The 18,114-nt window shown below is 66.2% G+C and carries 15 protein-coding genes and 1 pseudogene; 6 read left to right on the forward strand and 10 right to left on the reverse strand.

Features of this window, described 5'->3' with window-relative positions; genetic code table 11:
* Positions 1-97 precede the first annotated feature (97 nt).
* The 10 genes from BMY71_RS00360 to BMY71_RS00405 all read right to left on the reverse strand — a co-directional run bounded on the left by BMY71_RS00360 (position 98) and on the right by BMY71_RS00405 (position 8,347).
* Entirely contained in the window at positions 98-1,348 is a 1,251-nt protein-coding gene (locus BMY71_RS00360) for an OpgC domain-containing protein (RefSeq protein ID WP_244525941.1), read from the reverse strand.
* 294 nt (positions 1,349-1,642) lie between these two features.
* On the reverse strand, positions 1,643-2,956 hold the full coding sequence (locus tag BMY71_RS00365; RefSeq protein ID WP_092680969.1) for an NAD(P)/FAD-dependent oxidoreductase: 1,314 nt from the start codon (positions 2,954-2,956) through the stop codon (positions 1,643-1,645).
* 88 nt (positions 2,957-3,044) lie between these two features.
* The gene (ybgC, locus tag BMY71_RS00370; protein WP_092680971.1) at positions 3,045-3,506 is read right to left on the reverse strand and encodes a tol-pal system-associated acyl-CoA thioesterase; all 462 of its coding nucleotides are present in this window, start codon (positions 3,504-3,506) and stop codon (positions 3,045-3,047) included.
* Between the two features lie 174 nt (positions 3,507-3,680).
* Entirely contained in the window at positions 3,681-3,971 is a 291-nt protein-coding gene (locus BMY71_RS00375; protein ID WP_092680973.1) for a type II toxin-antitoxin system RelE/ParE family toxin, read from the reverse strand.
* A 107-nt stretch (positions 3,972-4,078) separates the two neighbouring features.
* The gene (locus BMY71_RS00380) at positions 4,079-4,288 is read right to left on the reverse strand and encodes a hypothetical protein (RefSeq protein WP_041805490.1); all 210 of its coding nucleotides are present in this window, start codon (positions 4,286-4,288) and stop codon (positions 4,079-4,081) included.
* A gap of 31 nt (positions 4,289-4,319) precedes the next feature.
* On the reverse strand, positions 4,320-5,366 hold the full coding sequence (ruvB, locus tag BMY71_RS00385) for a Holliday junction branch migration DNA helicase RuvB (protein ID WP_041805491.1): 1,047 nt from the start codon (positions 5,364-5,366) through the stop codon (positions 4,320-4,322).
* A gap of 276 nt (positions 5,367-5,642) precedes the next feature.
* Positions 5,643-6,071 (reverse strand): cytidine deaminase, encoded by a 429-nt coding sequence (locus BMY71_RS00390; RefSeq protein WP_011504548.1) that lies wholly within the window; start codon positions 6,069-6,071, stop codon positions 5,643-5,645.
* A complete protein-coding gene (ruvA, locus tag BMY71_RS00395; protein WP_092680975.1) occupies positions 6,068-6,685 on the reverse strand; it encodes a Holliday junction branch migration protein RuvA in 618 nt (205 codons plus the stop codon). Before ruvA ends, BMY71_RS00390 begins: the two co-directional genes overlap by 4 nt.
* A 157-nt stretch (positions 6,686-6,842) precedes the next feature.
* The gene (ruvC, locus tag BMY71_RS00400; RefSeq protein ID WP_041805492.1) at positions 6,843-7,367 is read right to left on the reverse strand and encodes a crossover junction endodeoxyribonuclease RuvC; all 525 of its coding nucleotides are present in this window, start codon (positions 7,365-7,367) and stop codon (positions 6,843-6,845) included.
* Between the two features lie 233 nt (positions 7,368-7,600).
* A complete protein-coding gene (locus BMY71_RS00405) occupies positions 7,601-8,347 on the reverse strand; it encodes a YebC/PmpR family DNA-binding transcriptional regulator (RefSeq protein WP_011504551.1) in 747 nt (248 codons plus the stop codon).
* 191 nt (positions 8,348-8,538) lie between these two features.
* On the opposite strand from BMY71_RS00405, the gene BMY71_RS00410 reads away from it, so the two are divergent.
* The 6 genes and pseudogenes from BMY71_RS00410 (at position 8,539) to ppk2 (ending at position 18,077) form a co-directional block, all read left to right on the forward strand.
* Entirely contained in the window at positions 8,539-10,293 is a 1,755-nt protein-coding gene (locus tag BMY71_RS00410) for a methyl-accepting chemotaxis protein (protein WP_092680977.1), read from the forward strand.
* Positions 10,294-10,773: 480 nt separating this feature from the next.
* Positions 10,774-12,464, forward strand: a pseudogene (locus BMY71_RS00415) (methyl-accepting chemotaxis protein).
* A 214-nt stretch (positions 12,465-12,678) separates the two neighbouring features.
* Positions 12,679-14,298 carry a hypothetical protein gene (locus tag BMY71_RS00420; protein WP_092680979.1) on the forward strand — a complete coding sequence of 540 codons (1,620 nt, stop codon included), beginning with the start codon at positions 12,679-12,681 and terminating at the stop codon, positions 14,296-14,298.
* Positions 14,288-15,535, forward strand: coding sequence for an ATP-grasp domain-containing protein (locus tag BMY71_RS00425; protein ID WP_092680981.1), 1,248 nt, complete (start codon positions 14,288-14,290; stop codon positions 15,533-15,535). Before BMY71_RS00420 ends, BMY71_RS00425 begins: the two co-directional genes overlap by 11 nt.
* Positions 15,536-15,540: 5 nt before the next feature.
* Complete coding sequence (locus tag BMY71_RS00430) at positions 15,541-16,995, forward strand: pyridoxal phosphate-dependent decarboxylase family protein (RefSeq protein ID WP_175557596.1); 1,455 nt, start codon at positions 15,541-15,543, stop codon at positions 16,993-16,995.
* Between the two features lie 188 nt (positions 16,996-17,183).
* The gene (gene ppk2 / locus BMY71_RS00435) at positions 17,184-18,077 is read left to right on the forward strand and encodes a polyphosphate kinase 2 (protein ID WP_210185052.1); all 894 of its coding nucleotides are present in this window, start codon (positions 17,184-17,186) and stop codon (positions 18,075-18,077) included.
* Positions 18,078-18,114: the final 37 nt, after the last annotated feature.

Below are 18,114 nucleotides of genomic sequence, written 5' to 3' on the forward strand. Positions count from 1 at the left end.
GTTGCGCGGTGCCGGTTTGCGGGCATTCTGGAATAACGAACGCACCACGGCGAACAGGACGCCGCGGAGGTTGTCCTGATCGGTCAGTTCGTCAAAACTATCCTGGCTGGCGCACCTGTGCAGCAGCGCCTTCGCCGGGCGCTGCGCCGTCCGTCTTCGCCTCGCCGGGTTTCTCCTGCTCGACGACAGGCATCGTCACCGGCACCGTGAACAGCGTCGGCAGGCTGCGATACCAGGTCGCGAGCCAGGCGATGCCGGTCAGCAGGCCGATGCCGCCGATGCTGACGAGGATCTGCATGGCGATGCCGCCCGAGACCTGCACCAGAATCCAGTGCGCGGTGAATGACAGGATCACGCCGAAGCAAAACACCGGCAGCGAACGCTGGCCGCACAGGATGATCGGCCGCAGATGCGGCGAGCGCAGCGCCGGCAGTTCGGGCGGCAGCAGCCGCACCACGATCGCGAGCAGCGCCAGGAAGTGGATCAGCCGGACCGGCGCCAGGCTGGTCTTGTCGATCGGGTACAGCAGCTTGCCGATCGATTCCGGAACGAGGCCGTAGAGCGGCTCGAAATTCCAGGACATCACGATCACCAGCGCGACCAGCACGATCGTCCAGGACACGATCTGGTTCGGCAGCGAACGCACCCACGGCCTGATCTGCGGACCGTTGCCGAAGCCGCACCAGATTCCGAACACGAACAGGAATTGCCACGCGAACGGGTTGAAGTACCAATGACCGTCGGGGGAAGACGGAAAGTTCCAGCCGAAATGCCGCGACACCAGATACAGCAGTCCGGAGCCGACCAGAACCCAGGTGGGGCGGCGTAGCAGGCCCCACAGGATCAGCGGCGCGGCGACCACCAGCACGATGTAGAGCGGCAGTACGTCGAGATTGACCGGCTTGTATTTCAGCAGCAGCGCCTGCTGGATCATGATGTCGGGATTCTCGAGAAACTGCGCGACGTTGAACTCGTCCTTGTACATCGGATTGTCGAAGCGCCGCGCGGCGCGCGCAATCTGCGCGGTGAAGAACAGGAACAGGAAGATGTGCGCGACGTAGAGCTGCACCGCGCGCGTCCACAGCCGCTTGATCGCGGCGACCATCTCGCCGCGCCTGATCGCCGGGCCATAGGCGAAGCCGATCGAATAGCCGGAAATGTAGACGAAGAACTCCGCGGCGTCGCAGAAGCCGTAGTTGCGCAGCGTGAACCAGTGCAGAACGTTGTAGGGAATGTGATCGATGAAGATCATCCACTGGCCGACGCCGCGCAGAAAATCCAGCCGCAGATCGCGCTCGGCGGGGCCGATCATCGCCACGTTACGCGGCGTTTCGTTGCTTGCGTCCACGCGCCTGCCCTCCCCGATCGCTTCCGCCGAATCATTGATCAGGCAGCAATCTATCCGACCCGTGCCGGGACGGCTCCCTGCGACACCCCGGAAGACTACGCGTGTGGCCCGCTTGCGTCACGCCCGCTTCGGCTGGAACAGGGTGACTTAAGTTCGAATTCTAACCCCGGCTCCAGGTTCCTGTTCGAGCATCAACTAGTCCCGAAAACCGGGGCCACTTTTCGGGATCATGCTCCATTCTTGCTTGAGCATGATCTCATCCGAAAACCGGCGTCCACTTTTCGGGATCATGCTCTAATGCAGCTTCACCGTCGGCTTCGGTCGGTTGCTGCCGGACAGGACGCTGAGCAGCGTCCGGCCGCGGCCGTACAGCGCCGCCTCGTGCATCTTGTAGAGCGAGTTGTACATGAAGCGGGCGAAATATCCCTCGATCATGAAGCTCTTGTCGACCAGCGAGCCCATCAGGCTGCCGACCGTCGAATATTTGCCGAGCGACACCAGCGAGCCGAAATCGCGATACTGAAACTCGCCGAGCGGTTCGCCGGCCAATCGCTTGCCGATCTGCGCCAGCATGAACTCGGCCTCCTGATGCGCGGCCTGGGCGCGCGGCGGGATGTTGTTCTCGTAACCGGGGATGGCGCAGGCGGCGCAATCGCCGAGCGCGAACACGTCGTCGTCGCGACTGGTCTGCAGCGTCGGCTTCACCACCAGCTGATTGATGCGATTGGTCTCGAGCCCGTCGATCTCCTTGAGGAAATCCGGCGCGCGGACGCCGGCGGCCCACACCACCAGTTCGGAGGGAATGATCTGGCCGTCGGCGAGCCTGATGCCGTCGGCCAGCACTTCGGCGACGCGCGCGTTGGTGCGGACCTCGACGCCGAGATCGACCAACAGCTTCAGCGTCGCCTGCGAGATTCGCTCCGGCAGCGCCGGCAGGATCCGCGGCGCGGCCTCGATCAGCACGATCTTGAGGTCGTGCTCCGGATCGATCTTGTCGAGACCGTAGGCGATGATCTCGCGCGCGGTGTGATGCAGCTCGGCGGCGAGCTCGGTGCCGGTGGCGCCGGCGCCGATGATCGCGACGTGGAGCTGGCCCGGTGTGATCGGGCTGTGCTGATGCTGCGCGCGCAGGCAGGCGTTGACCATGCGGCGGTTGAACCGCGTCGCCTGCTCCGGCGTCTCCAGCGGCACCGCATAGTCCTTGGCGCCGGGCGTGCCGAAATCATTGGTGACACTGCCGACCGCGATCACCAGCGTGTCATAGCCGAGTTCGCTGGCCGGATTGATCTCGCGCCCCTCTTCGTCGATCACCGGGGCGAGCGTGATCGTCTTCGCGGCGCGGTCGAGCCCGACCATCTCGCCGAGGCGATAGTGGAAATGATGCCAATGCGCCTGCGCCAGATAGTTCAGCTCGTGCTGGGAGCGGCGCAACGAGCCGGCGGCGATCGCGTGCAGCAACGGCTTCCAGATGTGGGTGCGGCTGCGGTCGACCAGGGTGACGCGAAACTTGTCGGACTTGCCGTATTTGTCGCCGAGCGCGGTGGCGAGCTCGAGCCCGCCGGCGCCGCCGCCGACGATGACGATCCTGTGGAGCGAGGTGCTGGTCATAATGCTTCCGAAGAGAGGGATTGCAACCTCCGTTTAGCATTAAAACCACAGCGCCCCTAGCTCGGGATTACAACAACATGGCGCGCGATCAGGCGACATCGGCCTTCATCGCGACCCGCAGTGGTAGCGGGATCGGGCGGGCGCGCCCGCCGGAGACAAAGGCGACCTTGACGCTCGCTGCCATCAGCAGAACGTCGCCGTGCTTGATCTGCTGATGCATGGTGATCGACGCGCCGCGTACTTCTACGGGGCGGGTGATCACGTCGAGCAGATCGTCCATCTTCGCCGGCTTGAGGAAATCGAGCTGCATCGCCCGCACCACGAAGGCGAAGCCCGGGGTCTCGCTCTCGGCCTCGGCGAACAACGCGCTCTGCGCCGCGCCGAGCAGCCGCAGATAATTGGTCCGGCCGCGCTCCATGAAGCGCAGATAGTTGGCGTGATAGACGATCCCGGAAAAATCCGTGTCCTCGTAATAGACCCGGACCTGCATGTGGTGAATGCCGTCGCGGATCGCGCCGTCGAGGGAGCTGTGGGGAGCGGAGTGAGGCATGAGATGTATCGCTGAAGATGGTGCGAGCAGATCTCTCGCATGCAAGAGAGCCGAAGCTGCGTGAACCGCGGTGCCGAGTTCACCTCGGAAAGCCGAGGGCAAAGCTTATTGTCGGTGTTCGGGCTTTTTGCAAGTCAGGCGCGCGCGGCGCTGCCATGGCTGAATGGGCCAGCCTTAACCTCGAAACTCCTCTTCGACATTCATGCGGCCGTCCAGCACTCGAACGACGACGATATGGTCGGCCTCGGCATAGTAGAAGGCGATGAGGTTTCCGATCAGCAAACCGCGCAGCGAAGCTCCGAGATCTTTTCGTTCCGGACCGAGCAAGGGAAAGTCCGCCAGTTCGCTGAAACGATGATCGATCTGCGTAATCAGGCGCTCCGCGGCCTGAGGGCTGCGTTCGGCGAGGTACGAGTAGGCGGATTGAATGTCGTTGCGGGCACGGATCGTAAGGACGACATTCATCGTGTTTGCTAGAGCAGATGACGCTTCTTCGAATCGTTATCTGCTCTAGATTGTTGCTTGAGCATGATCTTTTCCGAAAACCGGTGTCCACTTTTCGGGATCATGCTCTAGGTCTCGGACCTTGCCCTGCGGAGGTAATCTTCAGGATCCCAGGGCACGACGCGCCCCGCCTCGGCGTCGGCGATCCCCTCATCGACTGCGGCTTTGAGCGCTCTGAATTTCTCGGCCTTCTCGACAAGATATGCGACAGCATGCTCGCGCATGTCGTCAGGCATCATCTCCAGAGCTTCGACGGCTTTATCAATCGTGGACGTCATTGGCACAGCCTAGCAGTTTTGCTGCGAAAAGTCAGTCCCCGTCCTCCTCCCCGCCGAACAGCCCGAACTGCCCGGGGTCGCGCGCGGGCTCGGCGAGACCGAGATGGCGGAACGCTGAAGCGGTGAGCAGGCGGCCGCGGGGGGTTCGCTGCAAGTAACCGCACTGGATCAGATAGGGCTCGATGATGTCCTCGATCGCGTCGCGCGGCTCCGACAGCGCCGCCGCCATGGTTTCGACCCCGACCGGGCCGCCGCCATAGTTCAGCGCGATCGTGCTGAGGTAACGGCGGTCCATCGCATCCAGACCGGCGGCGTCGACTTCCAGCGCACCGAGCGCGTGGTCGGCGATCTTGCGGTCGATCGCGTCGGCGTCCGCCGCGGAAGCGAAGTCACGGACCCGGCGCAGCAGCCGTCCGGCGATGCGCGGCGTGCCGCGGGCGCGGCGGGCGATCTCATTGGCGCCGTCCGCGGTGATGCCGGTGCCGAGCACGCGCGCGCCGCGCTTCACGATGCTTTCCAGTTCCTCGATCGTGTAGAAATTCAGCCGCACCGGAATCCCGAAGCGGTCGCGCAGCGGATTGGTGAGCAGGCCGGCGCGGGTGGTGGCGCCGACCAGCGTGAATTTCGACAGGTCGATCTTCACCGAGCGCGCCGCCGGCCCCTCGCCGATGATCAGATCGAGCTGAAAATCCTCCATCGCCGGATACAGCACCTCCTCGACCGCAGGGCTGAGGCGATGGATCTCGTCGATGAACAGCACGTCGCGTTCTTCGAGATTGGTGAGCAAGGCGGCGAGATCGCCGGCCTTGGCGATCACCGGTCCCGATGTGGCGCGAAAGCCGACGCCGAGCTCGCGCGCGACGATCTGCGCCAGCGTGGTCTTGCCGAGGCCCGGCGGGCCGACGAACAGCACGTGATCGAGCGCCTCTTTGCGCTTGCGCGCGGCGTCGATGAAGATCTGCAGATTGGCGCGCGCCTGCTGCTGGCCGACGAATTCGGACAGATGCTGCGGCCGCAGCGCGGCGTCGCCGAGATCGTCGCCGCGGCGTTCGGGGGTGACGAGGCGGGGATCAGTCATGGCGAGACATGTCGCATGGCGCGCGCCGTCCGGCACGGCGCAACCTCTCCCGCTTGCGGGGGAGGTCGGATCGCGCAGCGATCCGGGTGGGGGAAGCTGAGGTGCGGCGAAGCGCCGAGTCGGTGCTCGGCTCGCCCCCACCCCGACCCTCCCCCGCAAGAGCGGGAGAGGGAGCAGGCTGTGCTCGGCTCGCCCTCACCCCAACCCTCTCCCGCAAGCGGGAGAGGGGGCGCGCCGGGCGCGGGATCGACTCATCGATCAATAGAAACGCGGCCCTCACAACACCCGCTCCCGGCTGTATTTGTTCGGCAGCAACTCGGCGATGCCGACGGCTTCGACGACGCCGTCGGCGCCGGGAACCAGCACGCGGGCGTTGCGGTCGTAGTCCCAGATCAGTTCGCGGCAGGCGCCGCAGGGCGACACCACGCGGATTTCGCGGTCGGTCTCATGCGGCTTGGGATGGCGCACCGCCACGATGGTGTCGATGCCGGCCTCGCCCAATTCGGTGATCACCTGGCCGAGCGCCACCGCCTCGGCGCACACCGCCATCCGGCCCAGATAGGCGTCGAGATTGACCGCGACAAAGCGCTTTCCGCTGCGGGTCAGCAATGCGGCGCCGACCTCCTGCCAGTCATTGCGATAACGCCTGGTAATCGCCTCGATCGCGCTGGCGATCAGCGCGCGGTCGGTTTCGGTGACGCTCACTTCGACAGCTCCTTCAGGCCGAGCTTGATCAGTTGCGCGGTGGCTGCGTCGTCGCCGGCGGCGCGGGCCGCAGCCGCGATCGCGGCGGCCGCCTGCGGCTGGCCGTAGCCGAGATTGACCAGCGCCGAGATCGCGTCGGTCACCGGGCGCGGCGCGCGGTTGTCGTCGAGCGCGCCGGACAGTTGCACCACCGCCGGATCGACATTCGACAACGCCGGCACCTTGTCCTTCAGTTCGGAGACGATGCGCTCGGCGACTTTCGGCCCGACGCCGGGGGTGCGCGCCACAGCCGCCTTGTCGCGCAACGCGATGGCGTTGGCGAGATCGTTCGGCGGCAGCGTCGACAGCACCGCCAGCGCCACCTTGGCGCCGACGCTCTGCACGGTCTGCAGCAGGCGAAACCATTCGCGCTCGTGATCGGTGCGGAAACCGAACAGCTTGATCTGATCCTCGCGCACATAGGTCTCGATCGACAGCGTCGCCGCCTCGCCGGGCGAGGGCAGCGCCTGCAGCGTGCGCGACGAGCAGTGCACCTGATAGCCGACGCCGTGGACGTCGAGGATCACGTAGTCCTCGCCGTAGCTATCGATCACGCCTTTGAGTTTGCCGATCATGGCAGACCTCCCGGGGGGCGCCCTTCTCCCCTCCCCCTGGCGGGGAGGGGTCGGGGGTGGGGGGCCGCGGGCACTGTGCCCGCGTCGCCCTCACCCCACCCCTCTCCCGCAAGCGGGAGAGGGCGCGCGCTGTGGTTGGGGATGGGGATCATCATCCTCATCCTCCCACCGCCTTCAGCCGCTGCGCGCTGACGCGGTGGTGGGCGTGGGTGATCGCCACCGCCAGCGCGTCGGCGGCGTCGGCGCTGTGCGGATCGGCTTTCGGCAGCAGGATCTTCAGCATCATCTGGATCTGGGTCTTGTCGGCATGGCCGGCGCCGACCACCGTCTTCTTCACCAGGTTCGGCGCGTATTCGGCGACCAGCAGGCCGCGCATCGCCGGGGCCAGCATCGCGACGCCGCGCGCCTGGCCGAGCTTCAGCGTGGCGGCGCCGTCCTTGTTGACGAAGGTCTGCTCGACCGCGGCTTCCGCCGGCGCGTAGTCGGTCAGCACTCTCGAAAGCCCGTGGTGGATCGCCAACAGCCGCTCGGCCAACGGCAGCGTGTTTTTCGGTTCAACGGAACCGCAGCCGACGAACACCAGCCGATTGCCGTCACTGTCGACCACGCCCCAGCCGGTGCGGCGGAGGCCGGGGTCGATCCCCAGAATACGAACAGCGGTGCGAATCGGCGGCAGGCTCATGGCGCAGTGATAACGCCATACAGACGTGAACGAAACAGAAACAGGGTGAAGCGGGAGCTGGTGCTTCTGGAAAACCCTCTCCGCTTGCGTTCCCCGGATGCTGCGCAGCGCGCCGCTCTTTGCGGCGTGGTGCGCTGCAGATCCGGGGTCCCGGTTCGCAGCGGACGGGCACAACCGGGATCCCGGATCTGCGGAGCAGCGCTACGCGCTGCACCGCGTCCGGGACACAGGAATTACCCCGCCATCTTCGCCATCAGCGCGTCGGAGACTTCGAAGTTCGCGTAGACGTTCTGCACGTCGTCGTGCTCGTTGAGATGTTCCATCAGCTTGAACAGCTTCTCGCCGGTCTCGTCGTCGACCGCGACGGTGTTCTGCGGCTTCCAGATCAGCGCCGCCTTGCGCGGCTCGCCGAATTTGGCTTCGAGCGCCTTGGCGACGTCGCGGAAGGTTTCCTGCGAGGCGAACACCTCGTGGCCGCCTTCGCTCGACAGCACATCGTCGGCGCCGGCCTCGATCGCAGCGTCCAGCATGTCGTCGGCGGAGGCTTTGCCGGCGTCGTATTCGATCACGCCGGTGCGGTCGAACATGAAGGAAACCGAGCCGGTTTCGCCGAGATTGCCGCCGGATTTGGTGAAATAGGAGCGGATGTCGGAGGCGGCGCGGTTACGGTTGTCGGTCAGCGCCTCGACGATCACCGCGACGCCGCCGGGGCCGTAGCCCTCGTAGCGGATCTCGTCATAGTTCTCGCTGTCGCCGCCGATCGCCTTCTTGATCGCGCGCTCGATATTGTCCTTCGGCATGTTCTCCTGCCGCGCGGCGATCACGGCGGCGCGGAGCCGCGGGTTCATCGCCGGGTCCGGTGTCCCGAGCTTGGCGGCGACCGTGATTTCGCGGGCCAGCTTGCTGAACGCCTTGGACCTCTGGGCATCCTGCTTGCCCTTGCGGTGCATGATGTTCTTGAATTGGGAATGTCCGGCCATGCGTGCTCTCTCGCGGATCAGGGACGTTTCGGGCTGCGGCGCGGGGTTATAAGCGCCGGGGGGGCCGAAATCAAAGACCTGACCCAAAATAGCGCTCGCATCCCCGTATTTCCACGCTGTGAAAAGTTAACCGTAATTTCACTGGGCGCCGCGAGAGTGGGGTCGCAGTTTCGCGTTATACGGGAGAATCCATGGCGTTCAGTCTGTTCCGCAAGCGGCTGCCGGAGACGGCGGCCCCTGAAAGCGTGGTGAATCAGGCCCCCGAAACGCCGGCGCAGGACCATTCAGCCGAGGCCGAGTCGGCGCACGAGATCCTCGAATTGCTGGAGCTCGAACTCGGTTCGCTGATCCGCCAGCTCGAACGCGCTGCGCATTCGGTGGCCGGCGGCGTGCAATCGACGACGACGACGCTGCACACCATCCGCGAGCGCACCGACGCGCTGACCGGAAGGACCAGCGCGGCGCGGGCCTCCGCGACGTCGTTTTCGCAGGCCGCAGACAAATTCACCCATTCGGCCGAGGGCATCGGCATCCAGGTCCGCCAGGCCTCGCAGCTCGCCGACGACGCCAGCGCCGCGGCCAATGACGCCAGTGCCAATGTCGAGCGGCTGCGCGAATCGTCGGCGGCGATCGGCAATGTGGTCAATCTGATCGCGCAGATCGCGCGGCAGACCACGCTGCTGGCGCTGAACTCGACGATCGAAGCCGCGCGCGCCGGCGCCGCCGGCCGCGGCTTCGCGGTGGTCGCGACCGAAGTGAAGGCGCTCGCGGTGCAGACCCAGGAGGCGACCGAGGAGATCAAACGCAAAATCGACGCGCTGCAGCGCGACGCGGCGAGTTCGGCCGACGCCGTCCACCGCATCACCAGCGCGATCGCTGCGATCCGCCCGGTGTTCGACCACGTCAACGGCGCGGTCGCCGAACAAAACCGCACCACCGGCGACGTCGCCGGCAACGCCGCGACCGCGAACACCTTCATCGTCTCGGTCGGCGACAGCGCCGCCGAGATCGACAGCGCCACCCGCGAAGCCGAGCAGCATGGCGACGAGGTCGCAAAAGCCGGCCAAACCGTGACGATGTTCGCCGAGAAATTGCGCGCCCGCACCGCCCTGCTGCTGAAACAGGGCGATCGCGAGGAGGCGCGCAAGCGCGAGAAGCTGCCGTGCCATCTGTCGATCGAGGTCGACACACCGCGCGGCAGGATCACCGCGCCGGTCTATGAGATCTCGCAGGATGGGGTGCTGATCGCCGGGCCCGGCGCTTCGACGCTGCAGGTCAATGAGACGCTCGCCGCCGAATTGCAGGACATCGGCGCCTGCAGGATTCGCGTCACCGGATACACCAGCGCCGGCGCACAGGCGAAGTTCGTCGCCGCCGATCCGCGTCTGCAGGAGCGGATCGAGGACCGGCTGTGGGCGATCCGCGACGAAAACACCGAATTCGTCACCCGCGCGCTCGAGGCCGGCGGGGAGCTGCACCGCATCTTCGAACGCGGCATCGCCACCGGCGCGATCACGATGGACGACATGTTCGACGACAACTACGTCGAGATCGCCGGCAGCAACCCGACGCAGTATCGCACCAGGATTCTGCCGTGGGCCGATCAGGCGTTGCCGCCGTTTCAGGAGGCGTTTCTCGCCAGAGATCCGCGGATGACGTTCTGCGTCATGATCGACCGCAACGGCTATCTGCCGGTGCACAACCGAATCTACTCGCAACCGCAGCGGCCGGGCGACGTCGTCTTCAACACCGCTAATTCGCGCAACCGGCGCATCTTCAACGATCCGGCGGGGCTCGCCGCCGGCCGCAACACCCGCTCGTTCCTGATCCAAAGCTACGCCCGCGACATGGGTGGCGGTAAGATGGTAATGATGCGCGAGATCGACGTGCCGGTGAAGGTCCGCGGCCGCCACTGGGGCGGGTTCCGCACGGCGTACAAACTGTAAGTAACCAGCCTGATCCTGAAACGATTGCCGCGCGGCGCATGCGCCTGCGCCATCTCACGGCCTATGCCGACCCGGCATCGCAGCTGCGGCGGGTTGCCGCTGCACCGGAAGTATGAGCTCCAAACCCTTCGGCGTCGGTATCATGGTGCATTAGACCAGCTAATCGCAACTGATTCCGCGTACTTTATTACCCCATGTATTACGCAATTTACCAATCGCTATCATTTCATCATCATTGTCATCGTCAACAACCCGGGACGTCGGGGATGTAACGACTGATCGGCGAATCCTAGCTCCTAGGAAGGAATCAAATACCCCACCACGTGCGATCCACCGCGCGGCGCTTGCTGTACGCGAGTCGTTGGGCGCGGGAGCGGGCGCGCACGGAACAGGGCGCCGCGCCAGGTTGCGCCTGAAAACGACATCAATCTCGGTGCGGGCGTTCGCTCATCGCCGAGCACCGGACCGGAGAAGCTACGCATGCTATCGAAACTGAACATGACCATCGGCCGCCGCATCTACCTGCTGATCGGACTCGGATTTCTGGGGCTGATGGGAACCAACTACATGGCGTCGCACGAGATGGCGAGCGGCCTCAAGCAGCAGAAGCAGATCGAGTTGAGCCATATGACCGATCTGGCGATCGCTATCATCAAGGGCGAATTCGAGGCGGCGCAGCGAGGCGAGCTCAACGCCGACGATGCGCAGAAGCGGGCGTTGGCGCGGATCGCCGAACTGCGCTACGGCGGCAACGAGTACTTTTTCGTCACTGATATCCAGGGCAAGATGCTGATGCATCCGATCGCAAAGCAGCTGATCGGGCAGGATCAATCGAGCCTCAAGGACGCCACCGGCAAGCCGTTCTTCAAAGACATGATGGTGATGGTTCGCCAGAACGGCAAAGGTTTCGTCGACTACGTCTGGCCGAAACCCGGCTCCGACAAGCCTTATCCGAAGCTGACTTTTGTCGCCGGCTTCGCGCCGTGGGGCTGGGCGATCGGCACCGGAGTCTATATCGACGATCTCGAAGCCCAGACCTGGGCGGCCATGGAAATGTTGCTGATCGCGGCCGCGATCGTACTGCTGATCACCATTGTGGTGTCGACCTTCGTCGCCCGGGGGATCACCGGACCGATCCACAAGATGACGGCTGCAATGAAGGGACTGGCTGCCGGTCGGCTCGACGCCGAGGTGCCCGGCGTCGGGCGAAACGACGAGATCGGTGAGATGGCCGGCGCGGTCGAGGTGTTCAAACTCAACGCGATCGAGCGGCAGCGGCTCGAGGCCGAGCACCACCAGGCGGAGCAGCGCTCTGCCGCCGCCCGCAAGGCCGACACCATCCGCCTCGCCAACGAGTTCGAACGCACGATCGGCGAAATCGTCGATACGGTGTCGTCGGCCTCCCGCGAGCTGGAAGCCTCCGCGACGACGCTGACCAGCACCGCAGAACGTTCGCAGTACCTCGCCACCATGGTGACTTCGGCGTCCGAGGAAGCCTCCACCAACGTCCAGTCGGTGGCGTCGGCGACCGAGGAGATGAGTTCGTCGGTGAACGAGATCAGCCGCCAGGTGCAGGAATCCGCGCGGATCGCCCATGAGGCGGTCGATCAGGCCCGCTCCACCAACGGCCGGGTCGAGGAACTGGCCAAGGCGGCGGCGCGGATCAGCGACGTGGTCGAACTGATCAGCAACATCGCCGGCCAGACCAATCTGCTGGCGCTGAACGCCACGATCGAGGCCGCCCGCGCCGGCGAAGCGGGCCGCGGTTTCGCGGTGGTCGCATCGGAAGTGAAGGCGCTGGCCGAGCAGACCGCCAAGGCCACCGGCGAGATCACGCAGCAGATCAACGGCATCCAGACCGCGACCGAGCAGTCGGTGGCGGCGATCAAGGAAATCGGCGGCACCATCGGGCGGATGTCGGAAATCTCCTCGACGATCGCCTCGGCGGTCGAGGAGCAGGCGCGGCGACGCAGGAAATCTCCCGCAACGTCCAGCAGGCGTCGATCGGCACCCAGCAGGTGTCGGCCAACATCATCGACGTGCAGCGCGGCGCCACCGAGACCGGCTCGGCCTCGTCGCAGGTGCTGTCGGCGGCGAAATCGCTATCCCAGGACAGCAGCCGTCTCAAGCTCGAAGTCTCGAAATTCCTCGACAACGTTCGCGCCGCCTGAACGCTGCCATCCTCCAAAACAGCTCACGACCAACCGGCGCCCACGGGCGCCGGTTTCTTTTTGTGCGCCGTATCCATCGCCCGCCCCGTAGAGCTCCGGGGTCGGAAGTAAATCAGGCGTTAACCAAGTTCGTTTACGTCTTGGTGAGAATAGCGCCCGGCATACGGCCGCGGCGCGACGGCCGCCCGGCGCGCGCCGGGCCAGAGGTTGTGCGATGTCGAAATCCGGGAGCGTGCCCCGAACACTCGCCGACCGCCGGTCGCCGGCCGGGCCCGGGCTGCGATCTCCCTCGCCGCTGCGCGAGTTGTTCGCTCCCCTCGAACAGCTATTGACCTGTGGCGGCGATGCGCGGCTCGCAATCGATCCGGGCACCGGCCGCAACGCCTATGGCTGCGGCCCGATCCCCTGCCCCGACATTCCAGCTTTCTCGTCCTGCACCGCCAGCACGATCTCGCAGCGCGGCTACGAGGCCGCCGAGAGCGCGCGCACCGCGCTGATGGCCTCGGCGCTGCTGCACGGGCTGGTCGAGTGCTTCGACGCGCGGATCGAAGCGATGCGCGGCGAACTCAAGACACTGCTCGGCCTCGAACGCTCCGCCGCCGAGGTGGTGTTTTCGGCGTCGGGCACCGACGCGCAATTGCAGGCACTGGCGCTGACCCGCGCGCTGCTCGGCAACGAACTGACAACCGTGATCGTCGCCGCCGACCAGACCGGCAGCGGCACCGTGAACACCGCGCGCGGCAATCATTTCGGCGACCGCAGCACCAATGATTGCAAAGTCTCCCGCGGCGCGCCGGTCAGCGGCCTCGGCCCGCTGAGCAGCGTCGCCGTGCGGCTGCGCGACGGTAACGACCGGCTGCGTTCGCCGTCGGCGATCGACGCGGAGGTGCTGGAGACCGTGGAGTCGCTCGTCGCCCAGGGCGCACGGGTCATGCTCGAAGTGATGGATTGCTCCAAATTCGGCTATCAGGCGCCGAGCGATCGCTGCACCGACGAGATCGCCGCGCGATGGCCGGGCCGCGTACAGATCGTGGTCGATGCCTGCCAGATGCGGCTCGGCCGCAGCCGGATCGCGCGTTACCTCGCCCGCGGCGATCTGGTGCTGCTGACAGGCTCGAAATATTTCGCCGGACCGCCATTCAGCGGCGCGCTGCTGGTGCCACCGCAACTAGGCCAAGCGATCGGCGCGATGACTGAGCTCGCCCCGGGGATCGCCGATTATTCCAGCCGCAGCGACTGGCCGATGCGCTGGCGCGGGCTGCGGGCGCAGTTTTCAGCAGCGCCGAATTTCGGCCAGTGGCTGCGCTGGGAAGCCGCGCTGGAAGAGATCCGCGCCTACTACGCGGTGCCCATCGCCTTCCGCCGCGCCGCGCTGCGCCAGCTCGGCGACGGCATCGCGAAGATCATTGCCGGGGCGCCGGCGTTGCGGCTGTTGCCGCCGCAGCCGCGCCCCGGGCACGACGACGAATTCTCCGATCCCTCGATCTTCGCCTTCACCGTCGAGCCCGGCGGGCACCCGCTGTCATTGGCGCAATGCCGCGCGATCTACAGCGCGCTTCGCGACGACCGGCCCGGCGACACGCCGGTCGGCGCCCCCGCCGCGCCATGCCTGATCGGCCAACCGGTCGGCTGGGGCGGCCGCGACGACGACGCCGTGGCGGCGATGCGAATCTGCATCAGCGCCCGCCACGTCATCGACGCCTGGGCGGCGCATCCCGACCTCGCGCACGGCGCGCTGACCCGCATTCTCGACGACGCTGCGACCGCTGTCGCCAACATCCAAGCGCTGCTGCCGCAGCCCGACGCCATTGCCAAGGACTTCCATGCCGACTGACACGCAGCCATCGCCCGTCCCGCAGGAGATCGCCGACCGGATCGGCTTTGCGCGCCTGACCAAGCGGGCGTTCGACGGCGAGAACCTGTTTCCGCTGTGGCAGAGCCTGATGACCAAGGTCGACGAGGGCGCCGCGAGCGCCGGCGAGCAGCTCGATCTGGCGCTGATCACGCAATTGTTCGGCCACAAGCAGGCCGGCCTGTCGGTGCAGACCGAAACCCTGGCGCAGCATCGGCTGTTTCGCTCGCCATGTGCGAGCGCGCCTCCGAAGATGCGCGTGCTGGCGCTCGCCGCCGATATCGACATGGGCGGCAACACGCCGATCGAGTTTCTACTGGAGACGTCCGGCATCGAGCTGCTGACGCTGTATGTGGTCGACGGCGTGGCGCTGCCGGACCCGTTGCCGGCGCATGACCTCGCGATCGTGATCGCGTCGGATTCGGACGAATGCCGCGCCGCGCTGGCCGCGATCGCGGCGCGCGCCGCGAACTGGCCGGCGCCGCTGCTCAACCCGCCGCATCTGATCGGCCATCTCGATCGCGACAAGCTGTATCGGCTGATCGGCGACGTCGACGGTCTCGACATTCCCGCCACCGTGCCGGTCGGCCGCGACGCGCTTGCAGCGGTCGCTGCGGGCCACGCGACGCTGCAGAACGCGGCCGGAGGCGTCGCCTTCCCGATCATCGTTCGGCCGCGCGGCTCACATGCCGGCTTCGGTCTGGCGCGGATCGCGGACAGCGTCGCGCTCGCGGCGTATCTGGACGAGCGCGCGGAGGCCGACTACTTCGTCGCGCGCTATGTCGACTACGCCAGCGACGACGGGCTGTTCCGCAAATACCGGATCGTCGTCGTCGACGGCAAGCCCTATGCCTGCCACATGGCGATCGCCGACCGCTGGGACATCTGGTACCTCAACGCCGGGATGGCGCAGAGCGAAGCCAAGCGACTCGAGGAAGCGGCGTTCTTCCACACCTTCGACATCGGCTTCGGGCGGCGGCATCGCACCGCGCTCAGCGGCATGATCGAGGGGATCGGGCTCGATTACTTCACGATCGACTGCGCGCAGACGCCGGCCGGCGATCTGCTGGTATTCGAGATCGACAACACCGCGGTGGTCCACAACATGGACAGCCCGGAGCTGTATCCCTACAAGCCGCCGCAGATGACGAAGATTTTCGAGGCGTTCGCGGCGATGCTGGAGCGGCGCGTGGCGTCGCGGCTGCAGGGCGTGGCGTGAGCGGGATGGAGCGCGCCGGAGGGCATTCCGGCGCGGCGAGCCTCGATCCCGACGACTGGGACGCGCTGCGCGCCGATGCGCATCGCATGCTCGACGATATGATCGACTACATCGCGGACGTGCGCGAGCGGCCGGTGTGGCAGCCGATCCCGGACGCCGTGCGCGCCGGCTTCAGCGAGCAGCTGCCGCGCAACGAGACGCCGCTCGGCGAGGTCTATCGCACCTTCACCGACAACATCGCGCCCTATGCGACCGGCAATGTGCATCCCGGCTTCATGGGCTGGGTGCACGGCGGCGGCACCGCCGTGGGGATGTTGGCCGAGATGCTGGCGGCGGGGCTGAACGCCAATTGCGGCGGCCGCAATCACATCGGCATCGAGGTCGAGCGGCAGATCGTGCGCTGGGTGCGCGAACTGTTCGGCTTTCCGCAAAGCGCGAGCGGATTATTCGTCACCGGCTCGTCGATGGCCAATCTGATGGCCCTGTTAGTTGCGCGCACGGCGGCGCTCGGGCCGCAGGTCCGCGAGGGCGGCATCAAGGGCGAACCGCTGACCGCCTACGCATCGGCGGCGGCGCATGGCTGCGTGGTTCAGGCCGCCGATCTCGCCGGCCTCGGCGGGGGCGCGCTGCGGCGGATTGCGTTCGACTCCGCGCATCGCATCGATATCGCAGCGCTGCGCCGACGGATCGCGGAGGATCGCGCCGCCGGTTTTCAGCCGTTCCTGGTGACCGGCTCGGCCGGCACCGTCGATGTCGGTGCGATCGACGATCTCGCCGCGCTCGCCGCCGTGTGCCGCGAGGAGCAATTGTGGTTTCACGTCGACGGCGCCTACGGCTCGCTCGGGATGCTGTCGGACGAGATCGCCCCGCGGCTCGCAGGGCTGAGCGAAGCGGATTCGGTGGCGCTGGATTTCCATAAATGGGGCCAGGTGAATTACGACGCCGGCTTCCTGATCGTGCGCGACGGCGAGGCGCATCGCCAGACCTTCGCCGCGCCGGCCGCCTATCTGCGCCGCGAAACCCGCGGCCTTGCGGCGGACTCGCCGTGGCCGTGCGATTTCGGCCCCGATCTGTCGCGCGGCTTCCGCGCGCTGAAGACCTGGTTCACCCTGAAGACCTTCGGCGCCGACCGATTGGGGGCGATGATCGCCCGCACCTGCGCGGTGGCGCGGCATCTCGAAGCGCGGGTGCGGCGCGAACCGAAGCTGGAGATGCTGGCGCCGGTGGCGCTCAACATCGTCTGCTTCCGCTACCGGGCGGCGTCCGGCGACGCCGATGCGCTGAACGCCGAGATCGTCGCCGACATCCATGAATCGGGGATTGCCGCGCCGTCCTCGACCACGATCGACGGCAAGCTCGCGATCCGCGCCGCGATCACCAACCACCGCACCGCGTTCGAGGACGTCGACCGGATGGTGGATGCGGTGCTGCGGTTCGGGGAAGCACGGGAACAGCGCTGATATCCAGTGCGCTGGGCGCGCGCCAAATCATCGCACCCGGCGACCGGTCATCAGCGTGACAAATACCAAGCGGCATCTGCCGGCGGCAGTTTCGCCCGGAGAACCAAATGGCTCGAAAACCCGCCGGCAAGGCGACCAAGACACCGTCCAAACCGACCCGCAAGACGCCCGTCGCGGCCGCGCCGACGATGCGGCAGCGGATCGAGGCCGAGATGCTCGACGGGTTCGACGAGGAACTCGAACTCGAGATCGACGACGACCGCCTCGACGCGCTGACCAATGAGTTCGCCGGCCACTCGCCCGCCGACACCGTCGACCGCCGGATCTATTTCAAGGAACTGTTCCGGCTGCAGGGCGAACTGGTGAAGCTGCAGAGCTGGGTGCAGCATCAGGGGCTAAAGCTGGTGGTGATCTTCGAGGGCCGCGATTCAGCCGGCAAGGGCGGCGTCATCAAGCGCATCACCCAGCGGCTCAATCCGCGCATCTGCCGCGTCGCCGCACTGCCGGCGCCGAGCGAGCGCGAACGCACGCAATGGTACTTCCAACGCTACGTCTCGCATCTGCCGGCCGCCGGCGAGATGGTTCTGTTCGACCGTAGCTGGTACAACCGCGCCGGCGTCGAGCGGGTGATGGGTTTCTGCAGCGAGGCCGAGGTCGAGGAGTTCTTCCGCTCGGTTCCCGAATTCGAGCGGATGCTGGTGCGCTCCGGCATCGTGCTGATCAAATACTGGTTCTCCATCACCGACGACGAGCAGCAGCTCCGCTTCATGATGCGGATCAACGATCCGCTCAAGCAGTGGAAGCTGAGCCCGATGGACGTGCAGTCGCGGGCGCGCTGGGAGAACTACACCAAGGCCAAGGAGGAGATGCTGGAGCGCACCCACATCGCCGAGGCGCCGTGGCACGTGGTGCAGGCGGTCGACAAGAAGAAGGCGCGGCTGAACTGCATCGCGCATCTGTTGGAGCAGATCCCCTATAAGGAGGTGCCGTCCAAGCGGGTGGTGCTGCCGCGACGCATCCACCATCCCGACTATCACCGCACGCCGGTCCCGGCGGAGATGTATGTGCCGGAGCGATATTGAGGTTGGCTAACAACGGGGCGCCAACCTCGCGTGCGTC

The organism is Rhodopseudomonas pseudopalustris (assembly GCF_900110435.1).
In the GTDB taxonomy this organism is placed as follows: domain Bacteria; phylum Pseudomonadota; class Alphaproteobacteria; order Rhizobiales; family Xanthobacteraceae; genus Rhodopseudomonas; species Rhodopseudomonas pseudopalustris.

What these genes read in the sequence shown, in the direction of transcription:
- ybgC (WP_092680971.1), bottom strand. Translation starts at nt 3,506, where the DNA reads ATGCCTCACTCCGCTCCCCACAGCTCCCTCGACGGCGCGATCCGCGAC.
- ruvC (WP_041805492.1), bottom strand. Translation starts at nt 7,367, where the DNA reads ATGAGCCTGCCGCCGATTCGCACCGCTGTTCGTATTCTGGGGATCGAC.
- BMY71_RS00430 (WP_175557596.1), top strand. Translation starts at nt 15,541, where the DNA reads ATGGAGCGCGCCGGAGGGCATTCCGGCGCGGCGAGCCTCGATCCCGAC.
- BMY71_RS00405 (WP_011504551.1), bottom strand. Translation starts at nt 8,347, where the DNA reads ATGGCCGGACATTCCCAATTCAAGAACATCATGCACCGCAAGGGCAAG.
- ppk2 (WP_210185052.1), top strand. Translation starts at nt 17,184, where the DNA reads ATGCGGCAGCGGATCGAGGCCGAGATGCTCGACGGGTTCGACGAGGAA.
- BMY71_RS00420 (WP_092680979.1), top strand. Translation starts at nt 12,679, where the DNA reads ATGTCGAAATCCGGGAGCGTGCCCCGAACACTCGCCGACCGCCGGTCG.
- ruvA (WP_092680975.1), bottom strand. Translation starts at nt 6,685, where the DNA reads ATGATCGGCAAACTCAAAGGCGTGATCGATAGCTACGGCGAGGACTAC.
- BMY71_RS00375 (WP_092680973.1), bottom strand. Translation starts at nt 3,971, where the DNA reads ATGAATGTCGTCCTTACGATCCGTGCCCGCAACGACATTCAATCCGCC.
- BMY71_RS00365 (WP_092680969.1), bottom strand. Translation starts at nt 2,956, where the DNA reads ATGACCAGCACCTCGCTCCACAGGATCGTCATCGTCGGCGGCGGCGCC.
- BMY71_RS00380 (WP_041805490.1), bottom strand. Translation starts at nt 4,288, where the DNA reads ATGACGTCCACGATTGATAAAGCCGTCGAAGCTCTGGAGATGATGCCT.
- BMY71_RS00410 (WP_092680977.1), top strand. Translation starts at nt 8,539, where the DNA reads ATGGCGTTCAGTCTGTTCCGCAAGCGGCTGCCGGAGACGGCGGCCCCT.
- ruvB (WP_041805491.1), bottom strand. Translation starts at nt 5,366, where the DNA reads ATGACTGATCCCCGCCTCGTCACCCCCGAACGCCGCGGCGACGATCTC.
- BMY71_RS00425 (WP_092680981.1), top strand. Translation starts at nt 14,288, where the DNA reads ATGCCGACTGACACGCAGCCATCGCCCGTCCCGCAGGAGATCGCCGAC.